Consider the following 23,765-nt stretch of genomic DNA (forward strand, 5'->3'; position numbering starts at 1 on the left):
CACCATGACCTACGACGCCATCATCATCGGCGCCGGTGCCGCCGGCACCTACTGCGCCATCCACGCCGCCAACCGCGGCCTGCGCGTGCTGCTGCTCGACCACAACCCCGACCTCGGCGCAAAAATCCGCATTTCCGGCGGCGGCCGTTGCAACTTCACCAACACCGGCGCCCGCGCCGACACCTACTACAGCCACAACCCGCACTTCCCGCGCGCCGCCCTTGCCCGCCACCGCCCGCAAGACGTGCTCGACTGGTTCGGCGCGCGCGGCATCACCTGGCACGAAAAACACCTCGGGCAAATCTTCGCCGACCAACGCAGCCGCGGCATCCTCGCCGCCCTGCACGACGCCCTCGCAGACAGCGGCGCGACCCTGCACACCGCCACCACCCTGCACGAACACCGGCACGACGGCAGCCACTACCACCTGCGCACCAGCCGCGGCGACTACCGCAGCCCGCGCCTCATCATCGCCTGCGGTGCGCCGTCCTACCCCAAACTGGGCGCGACCGACCTCGCACTACGCATTGCTAAACAACACCACATCGCCAACTACCCCTACCGCCCGGCGCTCGTCCCGCTCACCCTCGCCGAGCCGCCCGCGGCGCTCGCCGGCATCAGCCACGAAGTCACCATCCACTGCGACGGCGCCCCCGGCTTCCGCGACCAACTGCTCTACACCCACCGCGGCATCAGCGGCCCGGCGGTGCTGCAAATCTCCACCTGGTGGCAACGCGGCGCAGCCATCACCCTCAACCACCTGCCCGACCTGCCTGCCGACGCGCTCGTCACCGCCAAACGCGCCCACCCGCAACACACCCTCGCGCAAACCCTGCGCGCCCACCTGCCGAGAGCCGTCGCCGACCACCTCGCCCTGCCCTACCCCGCCGACCCGCTACAACACCACAGCGACGCCGCACTCACCCGCATCATGGCAGACCTGCAGCACCACGCCATCATCCCGACCGGCACCGAAGGCATGCACAAAGCAGAGGCGTGCAGCGGCGGCATAGACACGCGCGAGCTTGACCCCAAAACCTTCATGGTCAAAAAACGCCCCGGCCTGTACATCATCGGCGAAGCGCTGGACGTTACCGGCTGGCTCGGCGGCTACAACCTGCAATGGGCATGGTCATCGGCGTGGAGCTGCGCGCAGTATCTGGGCGCGGATTAACCCTGCCCTCCCCCACCTGATAGGCGCAGATAACGGCAAACGCCAAACACGCCTAACCGCCCTTGTCCAACCAGCGAAAAGCGCGGCGCAATTCCGCCTCGGCGTTATCCGCATACCAGCGGCCATGCGCGAGAATGATGCGCGCCGGTTGCCAGGCGAGCAGCTGTTGCAGGCTGGCGCGCGCGGCATCGCGGTCGGTAAAAGTGGCGCGCATATCTATCGGCGCTTTGCCGTCCGGGTCGCTGTTGCCCGCCAGTTTCATCATCAGCTTCCAGAAGCCGCCGCGCATCTTCGCAGTCTCAATATTCTCAATGAGATCGGTGAGAATCAGGGTGCGGCTCGCATGATGGAAAAAGTCGATTTCGTGCATGATGCGGCTGCCACGGAATAGCGTCTGCGCAATTTGCCCCGCCCAGTCTGGCGGCGCGGTGTCATCCAAATCGGCATCAAAACGCACGGCAATGCGGTTTTTCGCCGCGCGTTCGCGCACGCCGGGACTCGCCCAGGTGACCGCCTGCGGATAGCGCGCCTGCCAGGCGGGAATGTGCGCGTAGTGAATGTAGTTGGGCGAGACGAGGTGGCGCACCGCACCGAGCGCGTCAATGGCGGCAAAGAGCGCCTCGTTCGGCGCGATGGGCGAATGGCACCACAGGCCGCCATCTTGCAGACGGATGACGGTCATGCGCGTGGAAAACGGCGCGCGCAGGATGCCCATGTTCATCCAGGTAACGTCGCCGTCGGCAATCCAGATATCGTCGGCGACGGGTTTCGGGGTATTAAGCGGCTGATAAAGCGGGACGGAAGTGGTCATGCGGATGCTCCGGCAGGGTTTGCGGGGAGTATAGCGCGGTCTGGCGTTCCGCTATATGATGCGGGCTTTTCTTTTTCTGGAGGTTTTATGCGGCTGGATTGGCAGTGCGCGCCGGTGGATGCGGTGCGCGGAACGGTGCGGGTGCCGGGCGACAAGTCTATTTCGCACCGCGCGATTATGCTTGGCGCGCTGGCGGAGGGGACGACCGAGGTCAGCGGTTTTCTCGAAGGCGAGGATTGTCTTGCCACCATGCGCGCCTTTCAGGCGATGGGCGTTGAGATTGTCCATCACGGTGCCGGACGGGTAACGATTCATGGCGCCGGTCTGCACGGGCTGCGCGCGCCCGCCGCGCCGCTCGATGTCGGCAACAGCGGCACCAGTATGCGCCTGCTTGCGGGCGTGCTTGCCGGGCAGCCGTTTGATGCGGTGCTGGTCGGCGATGCTTCTTTGATGAAGCGGCCGATGCGCCGCGTGACTGAGCCGCTGGCGTTGATGGGGGCGGAGATTGTCACCAGCGACGTGGGCACGGCGCCGCTCGTCATTCATGGTCGCCCGTTGCACGGTATGGATTACACCTTGCCGGTGGCGAGCGCACAGTTGAAGTCCGCGCTGCTCCTCGCCGGGCTGTTTGCCGAGGGGACGACGCGGATTACGGAAACCGGTGTCAGCCGCGATCATAGCGAGCGGATGTTGCGCGGCTTTGGCGTTAGCGTTGAGAAGGACGGCGCGACGCTCGCCATTCGCGGCGGGCAACGGCTCTCCGCCTGCGAGGTGGTGGTGCCGGGCGATGTGTCCTCGGCGGCTTTTTTTATCGTCGCCGCGCTGATTGCACGCGAGGGCGCGTTGCTGTTGGAGAACGTCGGCATGAACCCGACCCGCGCCGCAGTGGTCGAGATTTTGCGCGCGATGGGCGGCGATATTGAAATTTTGCACGCACGCGAAGCGGGCGGCGAACCGGTCGCCGATTTGCGCGTGCGCCCCTCGCAGTTGCACGGCATCGCGATTGACGAGGCGCTGGTGCCGATTGCCATTGACGAGTTCCCGATTCTGTTCATCGCCGCCGCTTGTGCGGAGGGCGAGACGCGGGCGACGGCGCTGCACGAGTTGCGCGTCAAGGAAAGCGACCGCCTCGCCACGATGGAAGCAGGCCTGCGCGCGCTCGGCGTGGATTGCGTGGCGGGTGCGGATTCAATGACGATTCGCGGCAAGGCTGGCACGGCGTTCACGGGTGGCACGGTGGAAAGCCACGGCGATCACCGCATCGCGATGAGTTTTGCCACAGCCGCCTTGCGTGCCGCCGCGCCGATTGTGGTGCGCGATTGCGCCAATGTGGCGACGTCGTTCCCGTCCTTTCAGGCGCTGGCGCAGGGTGTTGGCATGGTGGTGGGCGATGCGTAAGGTGATTACCGTTGATGGGCCGAGCGGCGTCGGCAAGGGCACGCTCTGCCAGACGCTCGCGCGCGAACGCGGCTGGGCGTATCTGGACAGCGGCGCGCTTTACCGTCTCCTGGCGTTACAGGCGCTCGCCGCAGACAAAGTGGACGCGCCCGCGGCAGAAATCGCCGCGCTGGTCGGGGCGATGCAGATTGATTTCCGCCTGGGCGAACGCGGTTGCACGGTGCTGCTCAACGGCGCGCCGGTCGGCGGCGAGCTACGCACCGAGCGCTGCGGCAACGCCGCCTCGAAAATCGCCGCCTATCCTGAAGTACGCGCGGCGCTGCTGGATTTCCAGCGCGGATTCGGCGGTGAGGCGCCGCTGATTGCCGACGGACGCGACATGGGGACGGTGGTTTTCCCCGACGCACCGCTCAAGTTATTCCTGACCGCATCGGCGGAAATCCGCGCCGAGCGACGGTATAAACAGTTGTTGGCACAAGGAGAATCTGTTAATCTGCGCGCCATCTACGCCGAGATAGCCGAGCGCGACGCGCGCGACCGCTCCCGCAGCGTAGCCCCGCTCATACCAGCTTCGGATGCGGTGGTCATTGACACGGGTAACTTGTCGATTTCGGACGTGCAGCAGCGGGTTTCCGCCGAAATTGCCGCACGTTTTTCTTTTTCCTAACCTTTTCTATTAACCAGAGTCATCTATGGAATCATTTGCTGAGCTTTTTGAAAAAAGCATCGAAACCGCCGAGTTGAAACCCGGCTCCATCATCAAGGCCGAAGTCGTCCAAATCAATAAAGATTTCGTCGTACTGAACGCTGGCCTGAAATCCGAAGGCTTCGTCCCCGCCGCCCAGTTCACCGATGAAAACGGCAACCTGACCGTTGCGGTCGGCGATACCGTGGAAGTTGCCCTCGAAGCCCTTGAAGACGGTTTCGGCGAAACCAAAATCTCGCACGAAAAAGCGCAACGCATCCGCACCTGGGAAGTGCTGGAGCAAAAATTCAACGACAGCGAAACCATCACCGGCATCATCTCCGGCCGTGTCAAAGGTGGCTTCACCGTGGATGTTGAAGGCGTCAAGGCATTCCTACCCGGCTCACTGGTTGACGTGCGTCCGGTCAAAGACCCGGCACTCAGCGAAGGCAAAGAAATCGACTTCAAAATCATCAAACTCGACCAAAAACGCAACAACATCGTCATCTCCCGCCGCGCCGTACTCGAAAACGAATACAAGGCCGAGCGCGACGAAGTACTGAAAAACCTGCAAGAAGGCGACGTCGTCAAGGCCGTGGTCAAGAACCTCACCGACTACGGCGCCTTCCTCGACATCGGCGGCGTGGACGGCCTGCTCCACATCACCGACATGGCGTGGAAACGCATCAAATACCCCTCCGAAGTCGTCAACATCGGCGACGAAGTGGAAGTCAAAGTCCTCAAATTCGACCGCGAACGCGCCCGCGTCTCCCTCGGCCTGAAACAACTCGGCTCCGACCCGTGGGGCGACATCGCCCAGCGTTACCCGGTCAACAGCCAGACCCGCGGCAAAGTCACCAACATCGCCGACTACGGCTCCTTCGTCGAAATCGAAGACGGTGTGGAAGGCTTGGTACACGTCTCCGAAATGGACTGGACCAACAAAAACGTCAACCCGCGCAAATTCGTCGCCGTTGGCCAGGAAGTCGATGTCATGATCCTCGAAATCGACCCGGAACGCCGCCGCATCTCGCTCGGCATGAAACAGTGCCAGCCGAACCCGTGGCAAGAATTCGAGAAAAAATTCAACAAGGGCGACCGCGTCAAAGGCCAAATCAAATCCATCACCGACTTCGGCGTCTTCATCGGCCTCGAAGGCGGCATCGACGGCCTCATCCACCTCTCCGACCTCTCCTGGGACGAAAACGGCGAAGAAGCCGTACGCCACTACCAAAAAGGCCAAGAAGTGGAAGCCGTTATCCTCGCCATTGACGCCGAACGCGAGCGCATCTCGCTGGGCGTCAAACAACTCAGCCAGGACACCTTCTCCGCCTTCGCCTCCGCGCATGGCCGCGGCTCCGTGGTCAAAGGCAACGTGGTTGAAGTGGACGAGCGCCAGGCCGTCATCAAACTGAGCGACGACATCAACGGCATCCTCAAAGCCTCCGAAGCGGCGATTGAGCGCGTTGAAGACCTGACCAAACTGCTGTCCGTTGGCGACGAAGTCGAAGCCAAAGTCATCAACGTCGATCGCAAACACAAAACCTTCAGCCTCTCCGTACGCGCCAAAGACGTCGCGGACGAAAAAGCGGTCATCCAGGACTACACCCGCAAAGAAAGCCACGGCGGCACCTCGCTGGGCGACATCTTCAAAGAACTGGGCAACTCCGACGACTAAAAACTGCGCCGCCGCATCGCAAGATGCGGCGGCCACGTCCACAGCAAAGGAGCACACATGACCAAATCCGAACTGATAGACCGCCTGTGCATGCGCTACCCGCAACTGCGCAGCCAGGACGTAGAAGAAGCCGTCAAACTCATCATTGAAAAAGTCTGCCAAAGCCTGGAAAAAGGCGACCGTGTCGAAATCCGCGGCTTCGGCAGCTTCTCGCTGCACTACCGCGAAGCGCGTACCGGACGCAACCCGAAAACCGGCGACTCCGTCGAAGTCCCGTCCAAATCCATCCCCTACTTCCGTGCGGGCAAAGAACTGCGCGAACGCGTTGACCAAAACGCCGATGCCTGAACAAGCCCCCCGAACCGTATACCCACAGCGCCGCCCGACGGCGCTGTTTACTATCCGCAACCCGCGCTACGACAAATACACCATCTGGCTCGCCAGCGGCCTCGCCCTCTTTGCCCTCTCCGCCAGCGGTGAAACAACGCCGCACGAATTTCACGGCGAAAAAGGCCAGACCTACCGCTGCGAACGGCACAAAATCAGCGACGGCGACACCGTGGTCGCAACCTGCGACCGACAAAAAATCCACATCCGCCTCGCCGGCATTGACGCGCCCGAAATGGGACAAACCCCATACGGCGAACAATCGCGCGCGGCACTCGCGCTGCGCCTGCCCGCGCACTTCGACATGCACTACCTCGGCCAGGACTACTACCACCGCAGCCTCGGCATCCTCTACGACATCAACCGCGACGTGAACCTGACGATGATTGCCGACGGCTACGCCTTTGCCTACGCGGGCAAAGACACCCCGCCCGCCTACCGCGCCGCGGAAAAACAGGCGCGCGCCTACCGCAAAGGCTTCTGGGCAGCGTACAAACCGCCGGACAACCCGAAAACCTGGCGACGGCATCACCTCTAGGGGCTGTTGACAATTCGACGGCTAAGCCCCTCTCCCTCTGGGACAAGCATTGCTCGCGTAGCGAGAGAGGGGTTGGGGTGAGGGCTGCGAATGTGAAAATGCAGACATCTGTTCATAAACAGTACCGCTCACCCCCTCCCCGACCCTCCCCCGCTGCGGACTTCGCCCTGCGGGGGAGGGGGATGTCTCAATTGTCAACACGCCCTAGAACTGCTGATAACTCGACTGACGAGCCCTTCTTCCCCTTTTTTGACGCCAAAAACGAAATACCCGAAAACCGCCCAACTGCGCCGCCAAAGACAGTACACATTTGTACAGAGAGACGGCCCCGCACAATAGACAAGCCCCGATGTCGCATCGCCCACCACGACCCTTCCATAACATGAACCCCAAACACCTCCTCCCCCTGCTACTCCTCGCCCTCACCGCCTGCCAACCGCCGCAGACCGTTGAAAACACCAACCTCTGCAACTACCTGCCGCCGCACAGCGAAAAAACGCGGCTGGACGACGAAGACGCGCACCGTTTTGACGTCGCCGCAGACCGCATCAGCGCCGCGACCGCCCACGGCAACGACAGCAAACGCAAACATTGCGGCCAGACCTGGCGCAGCGTGGCGAGCGATGACGACCTCAAAACCGCCGTCGCCAGCACCCTCGGCCAAGACTGGAACTACCGCGACACCCTACAACAGGGCGACCTCACCATCGCCCTCTGGGAAACGCGCAGCACCTTCTGGCCGAAACAGCACTACGCGCTCACCGCCGCCCCCGCGCGCGACGGCGAACCGCGCACGCTGCGCAGCACCTACATCAAAAACAGCGACAGCGACCTCAACGGCGCCGTCGTCTTCGGCATCATCATCAGCCCGTTCGCCATCGTCCTCGCCATTGCCCTGCCACTCCTCTGGCGCAAACGCCGCCGTGCCCGACAACCCTAAAGCCCACAAAATTGTCTGCCTTGCCAAAAAAACAGAAATCCTGAACAATCCCGCCCAAGCCAACCGCTACAAGGAACCGCCATGACCCCACTGGATAACGCCTGTCACATCGCTTTCACCGCCTTCCTGCCGGGCATCGCCGCCCTTGCCGGGAAAACGCACGACGCGCTTTGGGAAGCACTCGCGCCGCACCTGCCCGCTACCGTCCAGCGCGACGTTACCCCGCTCGTTGCTGACAACACCTTACAAAACCTCATCGCAGACGCCGCCCAAATCGCCGCCGGCACGGCCAAAACCAGCGCCAACGCGACAAAACTGCGCCCGCTCTTTGCAGCCATCCGCCTGAAAGACGACCGACCCGCAGGCAACACCAGCGCACACTACCCGCGCGCGCCGCTCAACCCACTCAGCATTTTCCCTGACAGCGACAGCGCCGACGCCGACCTCTGGCAAACCTTCCTTGACGGCCTCGGCGACATCCCGAAATCCCATCACAACAACTGGCCGCTGTGGCTCGACCACTTTGATACCCTCTGGCAAAGCGTCGCCCACGCCGTTCCCGCCGCGCACAGCGCCGACGTCTCCCTTTACGACCACAGCAAAAGCACCGCTGCTCTCGCCACCGCCCTGTGGCTGTGGCACGACGCCAACGGCCAAACCGATAACGCCGCCATCGCCCGCCTGCGCAGCCAAAGCGACTGGGACGAAGAAAAAATCCTGCTCATCCAGGGCGACTTCTTCGGCATCCAGTCCTTCATCTTCGCCGCTGGCCGCGAAACCAACAAAAAAGCCGCCAAACTCTTGCGCGGCCGCTCCTTCCAGGTCTCGCTCTTTGCCGAACTGGCGGCGCTGCGCGTGCTGGACGCCTGCGAACTGCCGCCAACCGCGCAAATCCTGAACGCCGCCGGCAAATTCATGATTGTCGCCCCGAACACCCCGGCCATCCACGACGCCCTCGCGCGCGTCAAAGCCGACATTAACCAGTGGCTGCTCGAACACTGCTATGGCCGCGTCGCCCTCGGCATCGCCACCCACACTGCCAGCTGCCGCGACTTCACTGCCAAAGAGCGCTTCCGCCAGCTCATCGACGACACCTTTGCCGAACTCGAAAGCGCCAAACTGCAACGCTTCGGCCTTATGGACGCCACGCCAGCCGTCCTGCCCGCCGCCTATCCCACCGGCACCTGCCGCTACGACCGCCACCTGCCCGCAGGTACAAGCAAAAGACTCCCCGAACTCGCCGCGCTGAGTGCCGATCAAATCACCATCGGCGAGGCGCTAGCGGGCAAAGAACGCCTGCTCATCCTCACCCCGGCGGCAGCGGTACACGATGACGGAAACACCACCACACTCGAACTGCCCATCTTCGGCTACCACATCGCCTTCACTGCTGACGAAAACATCAGCGGCGCATTCGGCGACATCGCCCGACGCGGCCAGCTTCTGCGCTGCTGGGATTACAGCCTGCCCCGCCTCACGGACGACAGCATCTGGCACGGCTACGCCCGCCGCGCCATCAACGCCTACGTCCCGCGCTTCAGCGCGGATGACGACCAGGAAAAATACCGCAGCCTCAATAAAGAAGACCACGAAGCCGAAGGTCACAACAACATCAAAACCTTCAACCATCTCGCCTGCGAAGAACGCCACCCTGACGAAAATGGCCACTACTGCGGCAAAATCGCCCTCGCCACCCTCAAAGGCGACGTGGACAACCTCGGCAAAATCTTCGAACGCGGTCTGAGCACGCCGACCTTCGCCAAAATGGCCGCCCTTTCACGGCAGATGAACCAGTTCTTCAGCCTGTGGCTGCCCGCTTACTGCGCCGCCAAATACCCGAACAGCTACACCGTCTTCGCCGGTGGCGACGATTTCTTCCTCATCGGCCCGTGGCAGCAAATCCAGCACCTCGCCGCTGACATGCGCGCCCATTTTCGCGAATACGTCGCGGCAAACCCCGACATCACCTTCAGCGCCGGCATCGCCATCAGCAAACCCGGCCTGCCGCTGCCGAAACTCTCCGCCTACGCCGAAGAAGCGCTGGAAAAAGCCAAGACGCACCAACTGCGGGATAAAACAGCGAAAAACGCCCTCAACCTCTACGGCGAAACCGTCTCCTGGGGCGACTGGCCGCAGCTCGAAAAAACCGCCGCCCGCATCAACGAACTAGAGCGGCAATACCGCTTGAGCACCGCCTACCTCTACGATCTGCTGCACTACACCGAACTTGCCGTCGCCGAAGCGGCGGGCGACATCCACGCCAGCATCTGGCGCAGCCGCCTCTACTACCGCACACGGCGCTACGTTAACGAGCAAAAACACATCACCGCCAAAGACAACGCCTACCAGCAACTCAGCGGTGACCTTGCCGGCTACATCCAGGCACTGCACGGCACCATCCGCATCCCCCTCTACAACCATTTTTACCAACAACGGGAGCAATAACCCATGGACCTCAACACCCCCCAAGTCATCAACATTCCCCAGGACATCAGCCTCAAACAACCGCTCAACCCCAAAATCTTTTCCGATATCGCCGAAGCCGCAGCAAAACGTATCTCGCAAAACGGCGACAAACAAAACAAATCCACCCAACTGCGCAAGTACTACGACGAACTGGCCATGTGGGACGACAAAATCCACTGCGCCGCCGACAAAAACGCTGAATACCAAAAATCCGCACCCTACATCCATATGCTGCGGGCAAAAGTTGCCTACGCCAGTAACCGCAAATCCAGCGGTACCCCATTAGTTGACGAATATTTCGTACGTATCTTCAACCACATCATCAACCAAATCGACAGCGCCGAAACCCTGCATCACGCCAAACTCTTCTACGAAGCCATGCTCGGCTTCCGCAAAGCCCAGGAAAGCAAATAAGGAGCCCCACCATGCAACTCAAACACATCCACCACATCACCGCCGACCTCGTCCTCGAAACCGGCCTGCACATCGGCGCGGGTGACAGCGAAATCCACATCGGCGGCATCGATAACGCCGTCATCAAACATCCCGTCAGCGGCGAACCCTACATCCCCGGCAGCAGCCTCAAAGGCAAAATTCGCAGCCTGCTCGAATGGAAAAGTGGCCGCGTCCAGGAAAACCCGCTCGGCAAAAAAGAATACGAAGACGCCAGCGGCGCATCAAAAGAAGCCGTCAAACACATCCTGCAACTCTTCGGCATCAGCGGCGACACCGCCGATCCCGAATTCCAGAAAACCATCGGCCACACCCGCCTCGCCTTCTGGGACTGCCCGCTTGACGCCGCCTATGCCCAGGTACAGCGTGATAACGACCGCCCCTACACCGAAGCAAAAAGCGAGAACTGCATCAACCGCATCAGCGGCGTAGCTGAACACCCGCGCCAGACCGAACGCGTCCCCGCCGGGGCCCGCTTCACCTTCCGCCTCAGCCTGAAAACCTACGATGGCGACGACGACAGCCTGCGCCATACCCTGTTGCAAGGCCTCAAACTGCTCGAATGGGACAGCCTCGGCGGCTCAGGCTCGCGCGGCTACGGCAAAATCCGCTTCGAAAACCTGCAAATCGACGGCCAGCCCGTCGCCGACTATGCCGCCATCCAACCCTTCGGTACCTGACATGCAAGCCTACCGCCTCACCATCCGCCCGCAGACCGCCTTCGGCACCCCGCTCGTCGGCGACACCTGGTTCGGCCACATCTGCTGGGGCATCGCCGAACAATACGGGCACGACACCCTCGCCGCCTGCCTGTGCGACTACACCGCAGGCAGACCGTTCCTCATCATCAGCGACGCCTTCCCCGTCGGCTACCTGCCCCTGCCCACCCTGCCCTCGCGCTACTGGCAGACCGGCGACGAACAAGACCGCAAAAAACTCAAAAAACGCCAATGGCTGCCAGAAGACACCCTTGACCGCCCGCTGCACGAATGGCAACAACACGCCAAAACCAGCGCCGACATCGCCCCCGACCTCCTCCGCGCCCACAGCCAGCCGCACAACAGCATCAACCGCACAACCGGCACCACCGGCGAAGGCGGCAGCTTTGCCCCCTACAACAGCGAACAAACCTGGTACGCCACAGGCAGCCGCTGGCAGGCCTACCTCCTGCTTGACGAAAACCGCCTCAGCCGTGCCCAACTGGAAACCGTGCTCAACAACATCGGCGCGAGCGGCTACGGCCGCGACGCCAGCATCGGCCTCGGCAAATACCAAACAGACGCCCTGGAACCCGAACCTGCCGGCCTGTTCGCACGCAGCGGCAACGCCTGCCTGACCCTCGCCCCCTGCTGCCCGCAAGGCCTCGGCTACGACAGCGCGCACAGCTACTACCAAACCGTGACCCGCTTTGGCCGCCACGGCAACATCCAGGCGACCGCTGACAACCCCTACAAAAGCCCCATCCTCATGGCGCAGACCGCCGCCGTCATCAGCACCCGCCCTGAGCAACCCTACCTCGGCCAGGGCATCGGCGGCATCTCGGCCAGCCTGCCCGCCACCGTGCATCAAGGCTACGCCCCCATCATCGCCATCGAGTTCGACCTCACCCGCCTCGCGCCAAGGAGAGCCCCATGAAGCCGCTTACCCGCCACACCCTGCACCTCACCCCTCTCTCCCCGCTGCACCTCGGCACAGGCGAAGACTACGAACCCACCAACTACCTCATCACAGACGGTGTGCTCTACACCTTCGACCCCGCCCGCGCCATCCTCAACCCCGAGCAAGAGCGGGAACTGCATGCTGCCGCCCAAAGCGGCGATCTGCAACACATCCAGCGCTACTTCCGCCACAACCCCAAACCCTACATCGCCGCTGCGACACACGCGAGCAGCGTCAGCAAAGGCATCGCCGCCGAATACCAAAAAAACTACGGCGAAATCGTCCAGCGCGAGAGCAAAGGCAAAAACGTCCATAACCGCTTCCAAATCGAACGCACCGCAACCAACCCGCACAACCACCAGCCCTACATCCCCGGCAGCGCCCTCAAAGGCTGCCTGCGCACCGCCCTGCTTGAAGAACGCAGCGCAAACCATCACGGCGAAAACCCCACCAGCAAAACCGCCAACCGCTTCGAACAAGAACACCTCGGCAACTTCGCCACCGACCTGCTGCGCCTGGTCAAACCCGCCGACCTTACCGCCACCAGCAACATCGCCACCCACATCTGCTACGCCACCAACCACAAGAAAAAAAGCATTATCGGCAAAGACGGCCGCCCGGTCGAAGGCAAAGGCATCCCCGGCCGCCGCGAAACCATCCAGCACGGCCAATACCGCGCCTTTAGCGGCAGCCTCACCTTGCAAAACCTGCTCCTTGACCACCGCCCGCACATCAAAAACCCGGGAAAAACACTGCCCGGCGAAACCCGTCCGGATTTCGCCCGCCTCATCCGCGCCGCCAACCGCTACCACCTGACCCGCTTCACCAAAGAAAGCGCGCTGCTTGCCGAACGCGGCCTCGTCCATCCCCAATGGCAGCGCAGCACCGAACAACTGCTGCGCCAACTCATCCCCCAATTTGACGCCGGCAACATCCTCCTCGTCCGCCTTGGCAAAAACGGCGGTGCCGAAGCCAAAACTCTCGAAAAATACGCCCAAATCAAAATAATGGGCGCCAAGGGCGCCAAACCCACCTACGAAAAACACACCAAAACCGTCTGGCTCGCCGCCGAAAACGACAAAACCAAGCGCGACCTGCTTCCCTTCGGCTGGGCGCTCATCGAAATCGACCCCATGTACGACAACCCCGCGCTGCGCGAATGGTGCGACAAAAACAGCGCCCACCTCAAAGACGCAGCCGTCCTGCGCGACAAACTGCACGCCGCACAAAACGCCAAAGCCGAACAGGCGGCAAAAAACGCCGCAGAAGCCGCCGCCAAGGCCGCCGCTGCCGCCGCCAAACAAGCGGAAGAAGAAGCCGAAGCCGCGCGCGTCGCCGCCCTGCCCACGCACGAACGCCGCGCGCACGACATCCTTGCCCGCCTGGAAGAACACAGCAAAACCTACAGCGACCGCAACCAAGACAAAAACCTCGCGCTACACCGCGACATCCTCGCCACCCTCGAACAGGCACACAGCGAGCTGGACAGCGCCAGCCAAAAACAACTCGCCGAACTGCTGCCGTACAAAAAACTGGACAGCGCCTGCAAAGGCTTCTACAGCGGCAAAAAAGAAAAAGACATCAAGGCCGCCCTGCAAAAACTGCGCGGCGGATAAACCCGGCGCCGCCCGCGCCCCCGCCGTTCCGCCTCCTCCCCCGCAGGGCAAAGCCCGCAGCGGGGGAGGGATGGGGAGGGGGTAGCGTCGGTAATTTCGGCACCGATGCAGAACAGACAACCGAACAACCCGCCAAACACCAGCCAAGACCCATGCTCCTCAACCTCCCCGCCACCCTCGCCGTCGCCCGCTACCGCTACACCTTCACCATCACCCGCACCCTGCAATCGCCCGCCTACATCGGCTCGGCGCTGCGCGGCGCCTTTGGTCATGCCCTGCGCCGGGCGAGCGTCCCCCGCGGCCACCGCCCCGACCCCGAACTGCTGCAACACACCCCCTACGCCCACATCTTCGAACCCGCGCCACGCCCGGACATCGGCATCGCCAACCCGGCGACCATCCCGCCGCCCTACATTATCGAGCCCGCCCACCTGGACGACCGCCGCGACTACCCGCCCGGCAGCCAATACCACTTCAGCCTCGTTCTCATCGGCCGCGCCCGCCACTACCTGCCGCTCATCAGCTACGCCTGGCAACAAGCCTTCAAAACCGCAGACGGCATCGCCCGAGGCCAGGCAGAACTCACCGCCATCGCCATCGAACACAAAGACCGCTGGGAAGAAATCTATGACGGCACACGCATCGCCGAACACGACAACCACATCACCCTGCCGGACAGCGTCCCCGACCGCGTTACCCTGCACATCAGCACCCCGCTGCGCCTGCAACACAACGGCGTCGCCCTGGGTGTCGAGCGCCTTGACGCACAAACCCTGCTGACCCAACTCCAGCGCCGCCTCTCACTCACCGCACAAATCCACCTCGGCATCACCCCGGAGGCCGACTACAGCGCGCTCAAAACACAAGCGGCGCAAGTCGAAAGCCACAAAAACCTGCGCTGGTACGACTGGCAGCGCTACTCCAACCGCCAACAACAACACATGCACCTCGGCGGCGTCATCGGCGACTGGGAACTCGTCGGCCTTGCGCCCGAACACGCCCGCGCCCTGCAAATCGGTCAATGGCTGCACCTGGGCAAAAACACCACCTTCGGCCTCGGCCGCTACACCCTGACCACACACCCATGACCACCTGGTTCATCAGCCGCCACCCCGGCGCCATCGCCTGGATCAAAGAACAGGCACAATGGCACATCGACCACTACCGCGACCATCTTGACCCGGACGATATCGCCCCCGGCGACACTGTCATCGGCACCCTGCCGCCGCACATCGCCGCCGCCATCTGCGCCAAAGGCGCGGCGTGGTATGCCCTACAACTGCCGCAAGAAGCCGAACAGCGCGGCAGCGAATACAGCGCGGCAGACATGACCGCGATGGGCTGCACCCTCCAGCGCTACCACATCCACAAAACCTGACAGGAAAAACCCATGCCCAAATACAACATCCACGTCTGCATCGTCTCCGACCAACCCATCCCCAACTACGTTCCCGTGCTGGACAACACCTTTCGCCCGCGCGAAGTCGTCCTGCTCGTGACCGGGAAGATGCAACAAAAAGCCGCAGCCCTCGAACAAACCCTGAAAACTCGCTGCGGCGTCAAAACGCGGCAAATCGCCATCGCCAGCGAATACGACATGCAAGAAATGGAAGACAAAGTGCTGGGCGAACTCATCGCGCTCGATGAAGCCAAAGAAAACATCGCGCTGAACCTTACCGGCGGCACCAAACTGATGGCGATAGCCGCCTACCGCACCTTCCACGACGCGGGCTACCCCACCTTCTACTTCACCGCGACCAGCAACGAAGTGCTGCTGCTCGATGACAACGAGCGCCTCACCCTGCAACCGCCGAAAATCAAAATCGAAGACTACCTGCGTCTGCACGGCTACCAAATCGCCGCCAACAACCAAGTACAGCGCAGCGTGCCGCGCGAACGCCAAGCCATCGGCGAAGAACTCATCCAGCGCCAGCAATACTTCACCCAAGCCATTAGCGCCCTGAACGGCATCATCAGCGAAGGCCGCAGCAAAAACCGCAAAACCCTCACCTTTGCCAAAAGCGAGAACTGGGGCGCGTTTAACGAACTCCTCGACCTGTTTGCCAGCCACGGCCTGCTCAAAACCGACGGCGACAAAATCACCTTCGCCGACGAAGACAGTCTGCGCTACGTCAGCGGCGGCTGGCTCGAAGAATACACCTACCACATCGCCGCCAGCCTGCCGGACATCCAGGATATCGCGCTGAACGTCCAAATCGAAAACGCGGGCAACCCGCACCAGCCCAACGAACTGGACATCGCCATCCTGAGCCACAACGTCCTCTTCGTACTCGAATGCAAAACCGCCAACCTCAAGGCGGACGAAAAAACCCAAAACGCGCTCTACAAACTCGAAACCCTGAAAAAACTCGGCGGCCTGCGCACCCAAACCGCCTTCATCTCCTACCGCGAACTGCCGCGCGAAACTCGCGACCGTGCCAAAGGCGCCAACATCGAAATCATCGAACAAAAAGACCTGCAAGGCTTCAAGACACTGCTGAAAAAATGGATGACGCGGTAAACGCCATAATCATGCCCGCACCGGAGGCATATTTATAACTATCCCCCTAAAGAAACAACGCCGTATGAATCTTTAGGGGGATAACTATAAAATGCGGCGAAAATACACACGACGAATAGCCCACCAGCGTTACCATATTTACCTGCCCAAATCATCCACAGGAACATTCCATGAAAACCTTCAAAACACACGTTTGTATCGTCTCCGACCAACCCATCCCCAACTACGTTCCCATATTGGACACCCAATTTCGCCCCAAAGAAGTATTCCTGCTCACCACACCAAAAATGCAAACCAAAGCAGAAATACTAAAAAGGACTATAGAAAAGCGCTATCAAATACAGCCAGAAATCATCAATATCGATAACGCCTACAACATGGAAGAACTAAAAAAATACTTGTACTCCTTGGACAAATAGGAGGGCAAACAAAAGACGTAGCACTCAACGTTACCGGAGGAACAAAACTCATGGCAATTGCCGCATTTGAACTATTCCGCAGTGCTGGCTTTCCCGCTTTCTATTTTACAGACAACAGTAACGAAATTCTTATCCTCGATGGCAGCAACGGCCGCTATACCCTACAACCCGCCAAAATGGAAATCGAAGATTACCTGAACCTGCACGGCTACCAAATTGTCTCAGGAAGCAAAATAATAAGAGATATCCCCACATCACGGAAACATATAGGCGAAGAGTTGGTAAAAAAAACAAAAAACTTATGCAGATGCAATTTCTCACCTTAACTACATCATCAGCAAAGGCTCAGAACAAAAAAACAGCCCAAACTTCAAAAAAGAAAGGCATTATTATAACTTCAACCAGCTACTAAAATACCTTTCCCAGAATCAACTACTCAAAGAACAAAACAACAATATTATTTTTAATAACAATGATTCACTCCAATACATAAAAGACGCCTGGTTTGAAGAATATTTCTTCCTACTTGCCAAAGAAATTCCCGGAATACAGGACATCGCCCTGAACATCAAAATAGATAGTATGCAAGAAAACACCGAAGAAAAAAACGAAATCGATGTTGCCATACTCTATCGCAATGTTCTTTACGTCCTCGAATGCAAAACCGTTAATTACAATAAACAGCGTGATAAGGCGCGTGACGCCCTATACAAACTAGAAACCCTGAAAAAACTGGGCGGCTTACGCACGCAAATGGCATTCATATCCTATCGCAGCCTTCCACAATCTGTTATCGATCGTGCAACAGGCGCGAAAATAAAAATATTCGAAGAAAAAGACTTACATAATTTAAAAGCACATCTGGAACATTGGAAGCAACAATAAACTCTAACCGCCAAGCTGCGTTTACAATTCGAATCATCCTCCCGCTGCCACGAATCTACAACCCAAGTGCAACTGAATACATTGAGAAACGCGTGCACAAATTGAACGACTGCCTGCGCAAGTGTTTGCAGTGGGGGACACCTTATGAAGTATCGTTTGAAAAGGCGTTGCACTTGGTTTGACAATTCGCCCGCTAGGCAGTAGAGCGGACTTTTGTAGAGTATGGAGTTTAGGATAAATTGCTATCTCTATTTATGGCCAGGGAAAGGCGGCGAGGAAGAGTTCGGCGATATGCAGCGGTCCGCCGTGAACGAGCAGGGTACTGTGGCGGGCGTAGAGGCCGCTGGCGGGGTCGTGGCGCCAATGCAGGCTGAGGCGCTGCGGGTTTTGTTGGTAGAGCCAGGGACCGATGGGGGCGGCGCCCAGGGTTTGCAGCGGGCGGACGCGGGCGAGGGTCGCAGACGGGATGCGGGTTTCGGCGTAAATCCAGCGGTTATTGCGATCTGCTAGCCAGACGTCGCGTTGCCAGACGGGAGGCTGGTCGTCGCTCCAGCCTTCATGTTCGATATGGACGCGGATGTCGCCATGCTGGCGCAGTCTGGCGGTAAGCGAGCCGCGGTGCAGCAGCCAGTCGCGTTGCGCGGGCGGGGGCGGCAGGTTTTCGCTGTGCCAGTCGGTGGCGTGCAAGATGGTGCGGCAGGCAGCGGTGTTCATGGTGCTGGCGGGGTGTCGGCGCGCGGGCGCAGGTAGGTGGCGAAACGCGGCGTGCCTTTGCGGGTAAAGCCACGGTAGCGGTAGGTGATGGTGCTGCCGATGGCGGGCGGCTGTTCGCGTTCGGCATCGCTAAAGCCGCTGCCGATGCGGAAGCGGCCATGCTCGTTTTCGCAGGTGATGGCGCCCAAGCGTCCGGCGTGTTTGCCTTTGCCGGGGTGGTGGGCGATGACGGTGCATTCGGCGTCCGGCGCGCTTTTGACTTTAAGCAGGTACGGGCTGCGGCCGCCGCGGTAGGGCTGGTTGGGCTCGCGCAGCATCAGTCCTTCGCCGCCTTGTTGTTCGATGGTTTGCAGTGCGGCGGTGATGTGTTCGCGGTTTTTGACCGGCGTTTGTGCGATGACGCGGATGCGCGCCTGCGGGTGGTCGTGCAGCCAATGTTCCAGGGTGGCGAGACGCTGGTAGAGGTCGCCCGTGGCTTGCGGCACGTCGAAGACGTGCAGGTGGATGCCACTCCAGTCGCCGTCAGCGGCGCGCACGGCGGCGGAGGTGTTTTCGAATTGGCCGCGGCCGCGGTACAGTTCGCCGTCCAGTGGCCACGGCGGGTAGTCGGCCAGGAATCCAGCGGGTGGCTGAAAGGGGTAACCGGCGCGGCTGTTGAGCTGGTGGCCGTCCCAGTAGGCGCGCACGCCGTCGAGTTTTTCGCTCATCGCCCAGCTGCGGACGTCCTGTCCCTGCCAAGTTTCGGCGAGGATGAGGTCAGGGGCGGCGGGGGCGCTTGTGGTGGCGAGCAGGAAGGCGATTAGGGCGACGGGCTTCATGGGAAGTCATGCTCACGCGCGTTATTTGACGTTCTTCATCGACTGGAAGAATTCTTCGTTGGTCTTGGTGTTTTTCAGGCGTTCCAGCAGGAATTCGCTCGCTTGCAGTTCGTCCATCGGGTGCAGGATTTTGCGCAGTATCCAGGTTTTTTGCAGGACGTCGGGGTCAATCATCAGTTCTTCGCGGCGTGTGCCGGAGGGGTTGATGTCGATTGCCGGGAAGATGCGTTTTTCAGCGATGCGGCGGTTCAGGTGCACTTCCATGTTGCCCGTGCCTTTGAATTCTTCGTAGATGACTTCGTCCATTTTCGAGCCGGTATCAATCAGGGCGGTGGCGATTATGGTGAGCGAGCCGGCTTCTTCGGTGTTGCGTGCCGCGCCGAAGAAGCGTTTGGGGCGTTGCAGGGCGCTGGCATCCACGCCACCGCTCAGGATTTTGCTGGAGGCGGGGGTGATGGTGTTGTAGGCGCGGGCGAGACGGGTGATGGAGTCGCAGAGGATGATGACGTCTTTTTTGTGCTCGACCAGTCGTTTGGCTTTTTCGATGACCATTTCCGCGACTTGCACGTGGCGCTGCGCCGGTTCGTCAAAGGTGGAGGAGATGACTTCGCCTCTGACGCTTCTTTGCATTTCGGTGACTTCTTCCGGGCGCTCGTCAATGAGCAGCACGATGAGGTAGCACTCGGGGTGGTTTTGGCTGATGGATTGGGCGATGTTTTGTAGCATCACGGTTTTGCCCGCTTTTGGCGGCGAGACGATGAGGCCGCGCTGGCCTTTGCCGATGGGCGCGATGAGGTCAATCATGCGCGGGGTGATGTCTTCGCTGCTGCCGTTGCCCAGTTCGAGTTTGAGCATTTCGTCGGCGTGCAGCGGGGTCAGGTTTTCAAAGGGGATTTTGTGCCGCGCCGCGCCGCGTTCGTCGTAGTTGATGGTGTCGATTTTGGTGAGCGCGAAGTAGCGTTCGTTTTCTTTCGGCGGGCGGATTTTGCCGGTGATGGTGTCGCCGGTGCGCAGGTTGCAGCGGCGGATGAGGCCGGGGGCGACGTAGATGTCGTCAGGGTTCGCTTGGTAGGAGTTCACTTCGGCGCGCAGGAAGCCGTAGCCGTCCTGGAGGAGTTCGAGCGTGCCGTCGCCGCTGATTTCTTCGCCGCCTTTGGCGTGGGCTTTGAGGATGCTGAAGATGAGATCTTGTTTGCGTTTGCGGGAGATGTCGTCGAGTCCCATGGATTCGGCGAGTTCGAGGATTTCCTGGGAGCTTTTTTGTTTTAGTTCGCTGAGGTTCATACGTGTTGGATGCAGACGGGATATGCGAGCCCCCGCGGGATGCGGGGGCAGATGGGTTTAGATGTGTGATTGGACGAAGTTCAGCAAGTCCTGTTTGCTGGCCAGGCCAATGTGGTTGTCCACCAGTTCGCCGTTTTTGAACAAGAGCAGCGTCGGGATGGAGCGGATGCCGTATTGGGCGGCAAGGTCGTTGTTGGCATCTACGTCAACTTTGACGATTTTCAGCTTGCCTTCGGTTTCGGCGGCAAGCGCTTCCAGTTCGGGGGCGATGGCCTTGCACGGACCGCACCAGGTCGCCCAGAAATCGACAAGCACGGGAACGGCAGAGGCGATAACTTCGGCGTGAAAGTTGGCCTCGCCAACGGCGATGGGTTTACTCATGTATTTCTCCAGTTTGGATATGCACGAACGGCGAATCGGCTGCGATGTTGCATCGCGGCAGTTTGGAAGGATGAGGGGATTCGGTTCGGCGGGTATAGAAGAACCGCGCGAGCGCGCGGCGGGAAAGCGGCGCGCAGTATAGCCGCTTCGCCGCTTATTTCCTACTGTCTTGCTTAAATTCCGGCGATAAAAAATTTTTTTATCTGCCCGCGCCGTAGCGACGGCGGTATTCCTGCATCGCCGGCAGGTGCACGGCGAGGGTCGTGTCGTCGCCGATGAACTGCAAAAGGTCGTCGAGGGTGACGACGGCGGCGGTGGTTAATTGCTCGGTTTGCGCCAAGCGGGCGAGCGCGGTGTCGCCGCCATCAACGGTTTCCTGGCGGTCGAGCGCGACCACGACCGCAACCGGCGCAGCGTCAGCCGCGCGCAGCACAGCAAGCGATTCGCGGATGGCGGTTCCGGCGGTCAGCACGTCATCCAAAATCAGCACGCGCTTGCCCGTAAGCGGCGCGCCGACCAGTGTGCCGCCCTCGCCGTGGTCTTTCGCTTCCTTGCGGTTGAACGTCCACGGCAACGACAGGCCGTGTTCGGCGTGCAGTATGACTGCCACCGCCGCTACCAGCGGGATGCCTTTGTAAGCGGGGCCGTAGAGCGCGTCAAAATGGATGCCTGCTTCGCGCAGACGCAGGACGGTTGCCGCATAGGCGCGCGCCATCACCGTCAGCGCCTCGCCGCTGGCAAAGGCGCCCGCGTTGAAGAAATACGGGCTTTGCCGCCCTGATTTCAGCGTGAAATCACCAAACTTCAGCGCCGCAACCGCAAGCGCCGCGCGCAAAAAATCTTTCTGATAGGCTGCCAGCATCATTCACCTCAAAAAACAGTTTCAAAATCATCATGTATAGCGATACACCGAAAGCCTCAGACAAGGCGCGTCGCTGAAGACAGTACGCGGTTGTACGGCGAAGCGACGCAACACCGTATGAGGCTTTCGGGGGATTGCTATAAGCCAACGGATGCAAAAACCCGCCCGTAAACCTTCGGGCGGGCTGCCAAAGGCGGGTTACAGTCTGCGCGCGCCGAACGAACCCATCACCGGTGTGGGTTCATCAATGCCCGGAATATCGGTGGCGGTGCCTTTGAAGATGCCGCCCACCTGTTCAGCCTGCGGGCCGTAGAAATGTCCCTGCATTTCCACGCCGTCTTTGCTGCCGCTGAACGCATTGCCGTTGATTTTGCCGCCCAGCCCGATGGGATTGACGCGGCTGTCGCCATAGACTTCACCGTCAATGGTTTTTTCGTCGAAATTCACATGGAACGAGGAGAGACCGGTGCGGAATTCTGGGTTGGTGCCCATCGCGAAGGTGCTGAGGCCGATGTAGTAAGTATCGCCGGAAGTGGGCATCTTGTCGGTGGGGGTCGGGTCGCCGAGGGCGAACACATAATGCTGTTTGCCGTTGCCCGCGCCGCCAAATTCCGTATGGAAGCCGAAGCGGACATAGCTCATGATGTTGCGGCCGTTGGTAATCGTGCGGGTTTTGCCGTCATCGGATGTTGTCCCGAAATTCTGATCCTCAAACTCCGGACGGGCAACGGTAATATTGTGGCCGTTAATGGAAATGACCGAATCGCGGTCGCCGCTGACGCCGATGGGGCGGGCGGTCGTCAAATCGTTCTGGTCAGCGAAAAAAGCGGCGCCCGCAGCAGCGGTCGTTTGCTTGCCCGTATTCGCCGGTTGGCTTGGCTGATTCACATTGCCAGATGAATTTGCCTGGTTCGGGACACTGGAAGTCGCCTTGGGATCCACCGGTTGCGTATCGTCATCGCCGCCACCCCCGCATGCAGAAAGGGTGAGTGCCGCGGCAGAAACGAAAACCGTCAGTATGGATTTCTTCATAAAACATTCCTTTAATTAAACAAAAAACGCCCTTGCGGGCGCGGGCAATTTTAACGGACTTTATCGCCCACGGCATCGGCAATTACGCCTCTTGATATACTGCGCGCCCCACGCATCCCAGGATTAGAAAACATGTTCAAAATCATCACATTCAACGCCAACGGCATCCGTGCCGCCGCGCGCAAGGGCTTCTTCCAATGGCTCAACGCGCAAGACGCCGACGCTGTCTGTATCCAGGAAACCAAGGCGCAACTGCCGCAACTGGAAGGCGACGCCACCTATTTTCCCTTTGCCCACAACCACTATCACGACGCGGAAAAGAAGGGCTACAGCGGCGTCGCCTTGTACCTGAAACACCCGCCGCAGGCGGTGCAGCACGGCATCGGCTGGGCGGAAATCGACAGCGAAGGCCGCTATCTGGAGGCGCGCTACCCCGGTTTTTCGCTCATCAGCCTTTATATGCACAGCGGCACCAGCGGCGAGGAGCGTCAAGCCAAAAAAGAAGCCTTTATGGCGAAACTGGCGCCGTGGCTGAACGCGCGGGCAGCGGCGGGCGAGCGCCTCATCCTCTGCGGCGACATCAACATCGCCCACACCGAAAAAGACCTGAAAAACTGGAAGGGCAACCTGAAAAACAGCGGCTTCCTCCCGCAAGAGCGCGCGTGGCTGACCGATTTGTTCGCCGGCGAATTCCGCGACGCCTTCCGCCTCGTCCATCCCGACGCCGAGCAATACACCTGGTGGAGCCAACGCGGCAACGCGCGCGCCAATAACGTCGGTTGGCGCATTGACTACCACATCATCAGCCAAAATCTCGCTGGACAGGTGGAAAGCGCCAGCGTTTACACCGATGAAAACTTCTCCGACCACGCACCGCTCATCCTGACTTATCGCGGCTTGGAATATTGAAGAAACGCACGCACGCGGTACGGCGACTTTCCATACCCGTACCACGTCGCGCTAAATCAAATGCTATCGCGGTGACAAACCGCCTCATAACCCGCGGTTATGAGCGCATCGCGAAAAGTGATTTTTCCCGCACGG

General features: G+C 60.3%; 26 protein-coding genes. 19 read left to right on the top strand and 7 right to left on the bottom strand.

Annotation, left to right across the window (positions count from 1 at the left end; all coding sequences use genetic code 11):
• Positions 1-4 precede the first annotated feature (4 nt).
• A complete protein-coding gene (locus tag EL199_RS00500) occupies positions 5-1,174 on the top strand; it encodes a BaiN/RdsA family NAD(P)/FAD-dependent oxidoreductase (protein ID WP_004142731.1) in 1,170 nt (389 codons plus the stop codon).
• Positions 1,175-1,226: 52 nt separating this feature from the next.
• Here the strand turns inward: EL199_RS00500 and EL199_RS00505 are convergent, their stop codons facing one another.
• Positions 1,227-1,985, bottom strand: coding sequence for a DUF4336 domain-containing protein (locus EL199_RS00505; RefSeq protein ID WP_004142729.1), 759 nt, complete (start codon positions 1,983-1,985; stop codon positions 1,227-1,229).
• An 87-nt stretch (positions 1,986-2,072) separates the two neighbouring features.
• Between EL199_RS00505 and aroA the strand changes: the two genes are divergently transcribed.
• The 17 genes from aroA to EL199_RS13440 all read left to right on the top strand — a co-directional run bounded on the left by aroA (position 2,073) and on the right by EL199_RS13440 (position 17,630).
• Positions 2,073-3,383: a 3-phosphoshikimate 1-carboxyvinyltransferase gene (gene aroA, locus EL199_RS00510; RefSeq protein ID WP_004142728.1), complete on the top strand. Its 1,311-nt coding sequence runs from the start codon at positions 2,073-2,075 to the stop codon at positions 3,381-3,383.
• Positions 3,376-4,050 (top strand): (d)CMP kinase, encoded by a 675-nt coding sequence (cmk, locus tag EL199_RS00515; RefSeq protein ID WP_004142727.1) that lies wholly within the window; start codon positions 3,376-3,378, stop codon positions 4,048-4,050. Before aroA ends, cmk begins: the two co-directional genes overlap by 8 nt.
• Positions 4,051-4,075: 25 nt before the next feature.
• Positions 4,076-5,746 (top strand): 30S ribosomal protein S1, encoded by a 1,671-nt coding sequence (rpsA, locus tag EL199_RS00520; protein WP_004142726.1) that lies wholly within the window; start codon positions 4,076-4,078, stop codon positions 5,744-5,746.
• 57 nt (positions 5,747-5,803) lie between these two features.
• A complete protein-coding gene (locus EL199_RS00525; protein ID WP_004142725.1) occupies positions 5,804-6,094 on the top strand; it encodes an integration host factor subunit beta in 291 nt (96 codons plus the stop codon).
• Entirely contained in the window at positions 6,087-6,671 is a 585-nt protein-coding gene (locus tag EL199_RS00530) for a thermonuclease family protein (protein ID WP_004142724.1), read from the top strand. The genes EL199_RS00525 and EL199_RS00530 overlap by 8 nt, the downstream gene beginning before the upstream one ends.
• Before the next feature lie 382 nt (positions 6,672-7,053).
• Positions 7,054-7,611, top strand: a complete 558-nt coding sequence (locus EL199_RS00535; protein ID WP_004142722.1) for a hypothetical protein — start codon at positions 7,054-7,056, stop codon at positions 7,609-7,611.
• Between the two features lie 81 nt (positions 7,612-7,692).
• The gene (gene cas10, locus EL199_RS00540) at positions 7,693-10,056 is read left to right on the top strand and encodes a type III-A CRISPR-associated protein Cas10/Csm1 (protein ID WP_004142721.1); all 2,364 of its coding nucleotides are present in this window, start codon (positions 7,693-7,695) and stop codon (positions 10,054-10,056) included.
• Between the two features lie 3 nt (positions 10,057-10,059).
• Positions 10,060-10,491, top strand: coding sequence for a type III-A CRISPR-associated protein Csm2 (gene csm2, locus EL199_RS00545; RefSeq protein WP_004142719.1), 432 nt, complete (start codon positions 10,060-10,062; stop codon positions 10,489-10,491).
• An 11-nt stretch (positions 10,492-10,502) separates the two neighbouring features.
• Positions 10,503-11,210 carry a type III-A CRISPR-associated RAMP protein Csm3 gene (gene csm3 / locus EL199_RS00550; RefSeq protein ID WP_004142716.1) on the top strand — a complete coding sequence of 236 codons (708 nt, stop codon included), beginning with the start codon at positions 10,503-10,505 and terminating at the stop codon, positions 11,208-11,210.
• Between the two features lies 1 nt (position 11,211).
• Positions 11,212-12,165: a type III-A CRISPR-associated RAMP protein Csm4 gene (gene csm4, locus EL199_RS00555; RefSeq protein ID WP_004142714.1), complete on the top strand. Its 954-nt coding sequence runs from the start codon at positions 11,212-11,214 to the stop codon at positions 12,163-12,165.
• Entirely contained in the window at positions 12,162-13,805 is a 1,644-nt protein-coding gene (locus EL199_RS00560; RefSeq protein ID WP_004142712.1) for an RAMP superfamily CRISPR-associated protein, read from the top strand. The genes csm4 and EL199_RS00560 overlap by 4 nt, the downstream gene beginning before the upstream one ends.
• A gap of 152 nt (positions 13,806-13,957) precedes the next feature.
• Positions 13,958-14,893 (top strand): CRISPR system precrRNA processing endoribonuclease RAMP protein Cas6, encoded by a 936-nt coding sequence (cas6, locus tag EL199_RS00565; RefSeq protein ID WP_004142710.1) that lies wholly within the window; start codon positions 13,958-13,960, stop codon positions 14,891-14,893.
• Positions 14,890-15,183 (top strand): CRISPR-associated protein Csx16, encoded by a 294-nt coding sequence (gene csx16 / locus EL199_RS00570; protein ID WP_004142708.1) that lies wholly within the window; start codon positions 14,890-14,892, stop codon positions 15,181-15,183. The genes cas6 and csx16 overlap by 4 nt, the downstream gene beginning before the upstream one ends.
• A 12-nt stretch (positions 15,184-15,195) precedes the next feature.
• Positions 15,196-16,326 carry a Card1-like endonuclease domain-containing protein gene (locus EL199_RS00575; RefSeq protein ID WP_004142706.1) on the top strand — a complete coding sequence of 377 codons (1,131 nt, stop codon included), beginning with the start codon at positions 15,196-15,198 and terminating at the stop codon, positions 16,324-16,326.
• A 170-nt stretch (positions 16,327-16,496) separates the two neighbouring features.
• Entirely contained in the window at positions 16,497-16,745 is a 249-nt protein-coding gene (locus tag EL199_RS13430) for a Card1-like endonuclease domain-containing protein (protein WP_004142704.1), read from the top strand.
• The gene (locus EL199_RS13435) at positions 16,742-17,071 is read left to right on the top strand and encodes a PDDEXK family nuclease (RefSeq protein WP_269471353.1); all 330 of its coding nucleotides are present in this window, start codon (positions 16,742-16,744) and stop codon (positions 17,069-17,071) included. Before EL199_RS13430 ends, EL199_RS13435 begins: the two co-directional genes overlap by 4 nt.
• Before the next feature lie 163 nt (positions 17,072-17,234).
• Entirely contained in the window at positions 17,235-17,630 is a 396-nt protein-coding gene (locus tag EL199_RS13440) for a Card1-like endonuclease domain-containing protein (protein WP_391527312.1), read from the top strand.
• Between the two features lie 252 nt (positions 17,631-17,882).
• Here the strand turns inward: EL199_RS13440 and EL199_RS00600 are convergent, their stop codons facing one another.
• The 6 genes from EL199_RS00600 to EL199_RS00625 form a co-directional block, all read right to left on the bottom strand.
• Positions 17,883-18,344, bottom strand: coding sequence for a chorismate--pyruvate lyase family protein (locus EL199_RS00600; protein WP_004142701.1), 462 nt, complete (start codon positions 18,342-18,344; stop codon positions 17,883-17,885).
• Entirely contained in the window at positions 18,341-19,162 is an 822-nt protein-coding gene (locus tag EL199_RS00605; protein WP_004142700.1) for a DNA ligase, read from the bottom strand. The genes EL199_RS00600 and EL199_RS00605 overlap by 4 nt, the downstream gene beginning before the upstream one ends.
• Before the next feature lie 21 nt (positions 19,163-19,183).
• On the bottom strand, positions 19,184-20,446 hold the full coding sequence (gene rho, locus EL199_RS00610) for a transcription termination factor Rho (protein ID WP_004142699.1): 1,263 nt from the start codon (positions 20,444-20,446) through the stop codon (positions 19,184-19,186).
• Between the two features lie 57 nt (positions 20,447-20,503).
• On the bottom strand, positions 20,504-20,827 hold the full coding sequence (gene trxA / locus EL199_RS00615) for a thioredoxin (RefSeq protein ID WP_004142698.1): 324 nt from the start codon (positions 20,825-20,827) through the stop codon (positions 20,504-20,506).
• A 199-nt stretch (positions 20,828-21,026) separates the two neighbouring features.
• On the bottom strand, positions 21,027-21,686 hold the full coding sequence (gene pyrE / locus EL199_RS00620; protein WP_040355987.1) for an orotate phosphoribosyltransferase: 660 nt from the start codon (positions 21,684-21,686) through the stop codon (positions 21,027-21,029).
• Positions 21,687-21,887: 201 nt separating this feature from the next.
• Complete coding sequence (locus EL199_RS00625) at positions 21,888-22,721, bottom strand: transferrin-binding protein-like solute binding protein (RefSeq protein ID WP_004142696.1); 834 nt, start codon at positions 22,719-22,721, stop codon at positions 21,888-21,890.
• Between the two features lie 132 nt (positions 22,722-22,853).
• Between EL199_RS00625 and EL199_RS00630 the strand changes: the two genes are divergently transcribed.
• The gene (locus tag EL199_RS00630) at positions 22,854-23,630 is read left to right on the top strand and encodes an exodeoxyribonuclease III (protein WP_004142695.1); all 777 of its coding nucleotides are present in this window, start codon (positions 22,854-22,856) and stop codon (positions 23,628-23,630) included.
• Positions 23,631-23,765 lie beyond the last annotated feature (135 nt).

It is taken from the genome of Cardiobacterium hominis (assembly GCF_900637305.1).
In the GTDB taxonomy this organism is placed as follows: domain Bacteria; phylum Pseudomonadota; class Gammaproteobacteria; order Cardiobacteriales; family Cardiobacteriaceae; genus Cardiobacterium; species Cardiobacterium hominis.

What these genes read in the sequence shown, in the direction of transcription:
- trxA (WP_004142698.1), bottom strand. Translation starts at nt 20,827, where the DNA reads ATGAGTAAACCCATCGCCGTTGGCGAGGCCAACTTTCACGCCGAAGTT.
- EL199_RS00535 (WP_004142722.1), top strand. Translation starts at nt 7,054, where the DNA reads ATGAACCCCAAACACCTCCTCCCCCTGCTACTCCTCGCCCTCACCGCC.
- EL199_RS00625 (WP_004142696.1), bottom strand. Translation starts at nt 22,721, where the DNA reads ATGAAGAAATCCATACTGACGGTTTTCGTTTCTGCCGCGGCACTCACC.
- EL199_RS00505 (WP_004142729.1), bottom strand. Translation starts at nt 1,985, where the DNA reads ATGACCACTTCCGTCCCGCTTTATCAGCCGCTTAATACCCCGAAACCC.
- rho (WP_004142699.1), bottom strand. Translation starts at nt 20,446, where the DNA reads ATGAACCTCAGCGAACTAAAACAAAAAAGCTCCCAGGAAATCCTCGAA.
- EL199_RS00500 (WP_004142731.1), top strand. Translation starts at nt 5, where the DNA reads ATGACCTACGACGCCATCATCATCGGCGCCGGTGCCGCCGGCACCTAC.
- csm3 (WP_004142716.1), top strand. Translation starts at nt 10,503, where the DNA reads ATGCAACTCAAACACATCCACCACATCACCGCCGACCTCGTCCTCGAA.
- cas10 (WP_004142721.1), top strand. Translation starts at nt 7,693, where the DNA reads ATGACCCCACTGGATAACGCCTGTCACATCGCTTTCACCGCCTTCCTG.
- csm4 (WP_004142714.1), top strand. Translation starts at nt 11,212, where the DNA reads ATGCAAGCCTACCGCCTCACCATCCGCCCGCAGACCGCCTTCGGCACC.
- EL199_RS00600 (WP_004142701.1), bottom strand. Translation starts at nt 18,344, where the DNA reads ATGAACACCGCTGCCTGCCGCACCATCTTGCACGCCACCGACTGGCAC.
- csx16 (WP_004142708.1), top strand. Translation starts at nt 14,890, where the DNA reads ATGACCACCTGGTTCATCAGCCGCCACCCCGGCGCCATCGCCTGGATC.
- cas6 (WP_004142710.1), top strand. Translation starts at nt 13,958, where the DNA reads ATGCTCCTCAACCTCCCCGCCACCCTCGCCGTCGCCCGCTACCGCTAC.
- EL199_RS13430 (WP_004142704.1), top strand. Translation starts at nt 16,497, where the DNA reads ATGAAAACCTTCAAAACACACGTTTGTATCGTCTCCGACCAACCCATC.
- cmk (WP_004142727.1), top strand. Translation starts at nt 3,376, where the DNA reads ATGCGTAAGGTGATTACCGTTGATGGGCCGAGCGGCGTCGGCAAGGGC.
- EL199_RS00525 (WP_004142725.1), top strand. Translation starts at nt 5,804, where the DNA reads ATGACCAAATCCGAACTGATAGACCGCCTGTGCATGCGCTACCCGCAA.
- EL199_RS00530 (WP_004142724.1), top strand. Translation starts at nt 6,087, where the DNA reads ATGCCTGAACAAGCCCCCCGAACCGTATACCCACAGCGCCGCCCGACG.
- EL199_RS00575 (WP_004142706.1), top strand. Translation starts at nt 15,196, where the DNA reads ATGCCCAAATACAACATCCACGTCTGCATCGTCTCCGACCAACCCATC.
- rpsA (WP_004142726.1), top strand. Translation starts at nt 4,076, where the DNA reads ATGGAATCATTTGCTGAGCTTTTTGAAAAAAGCATCGAAACCGCCGAG.
- EL199_RS00630 (WP_004142695.1), top strand. Translation starts at nt 22,854, where the DNA reads ATGTTCAAAATCATCACATTCAACGCCAACGGCATCCGTGCCGCCGCG.
- EL199_RS00560 (WP_004142712.1), top strand. Translation starts at nt 12,162, where the DNA reads ATGAAGCCGCTTACCCGCCACACCCTGCACCTCACCCCTCTCTCCCCG.
- csm2 (WP_004142719.1), top strand. Translation starts at nt 10,060, where the DNA reads ATGGACCTCAACACCCCCCAAGTCATCAACATTCCCCAGGACATCAGC.
- aroA (WP_004142728.1), top strand. Translation starts at nt 2,073, where the DNA reads ATGCGGCTGGATTGGCAGTGCGCGCCGGTGGATGCGGTGCGCGGAACG.
- EL199_RS00605 (WP_004142700.1), bottom strand. Translation starts at nt 19,162, where the DNA reads ATGAAGCCCGTCGCCCTAATCGCCTTCCTGCTCGCCACCACAAGCGCC.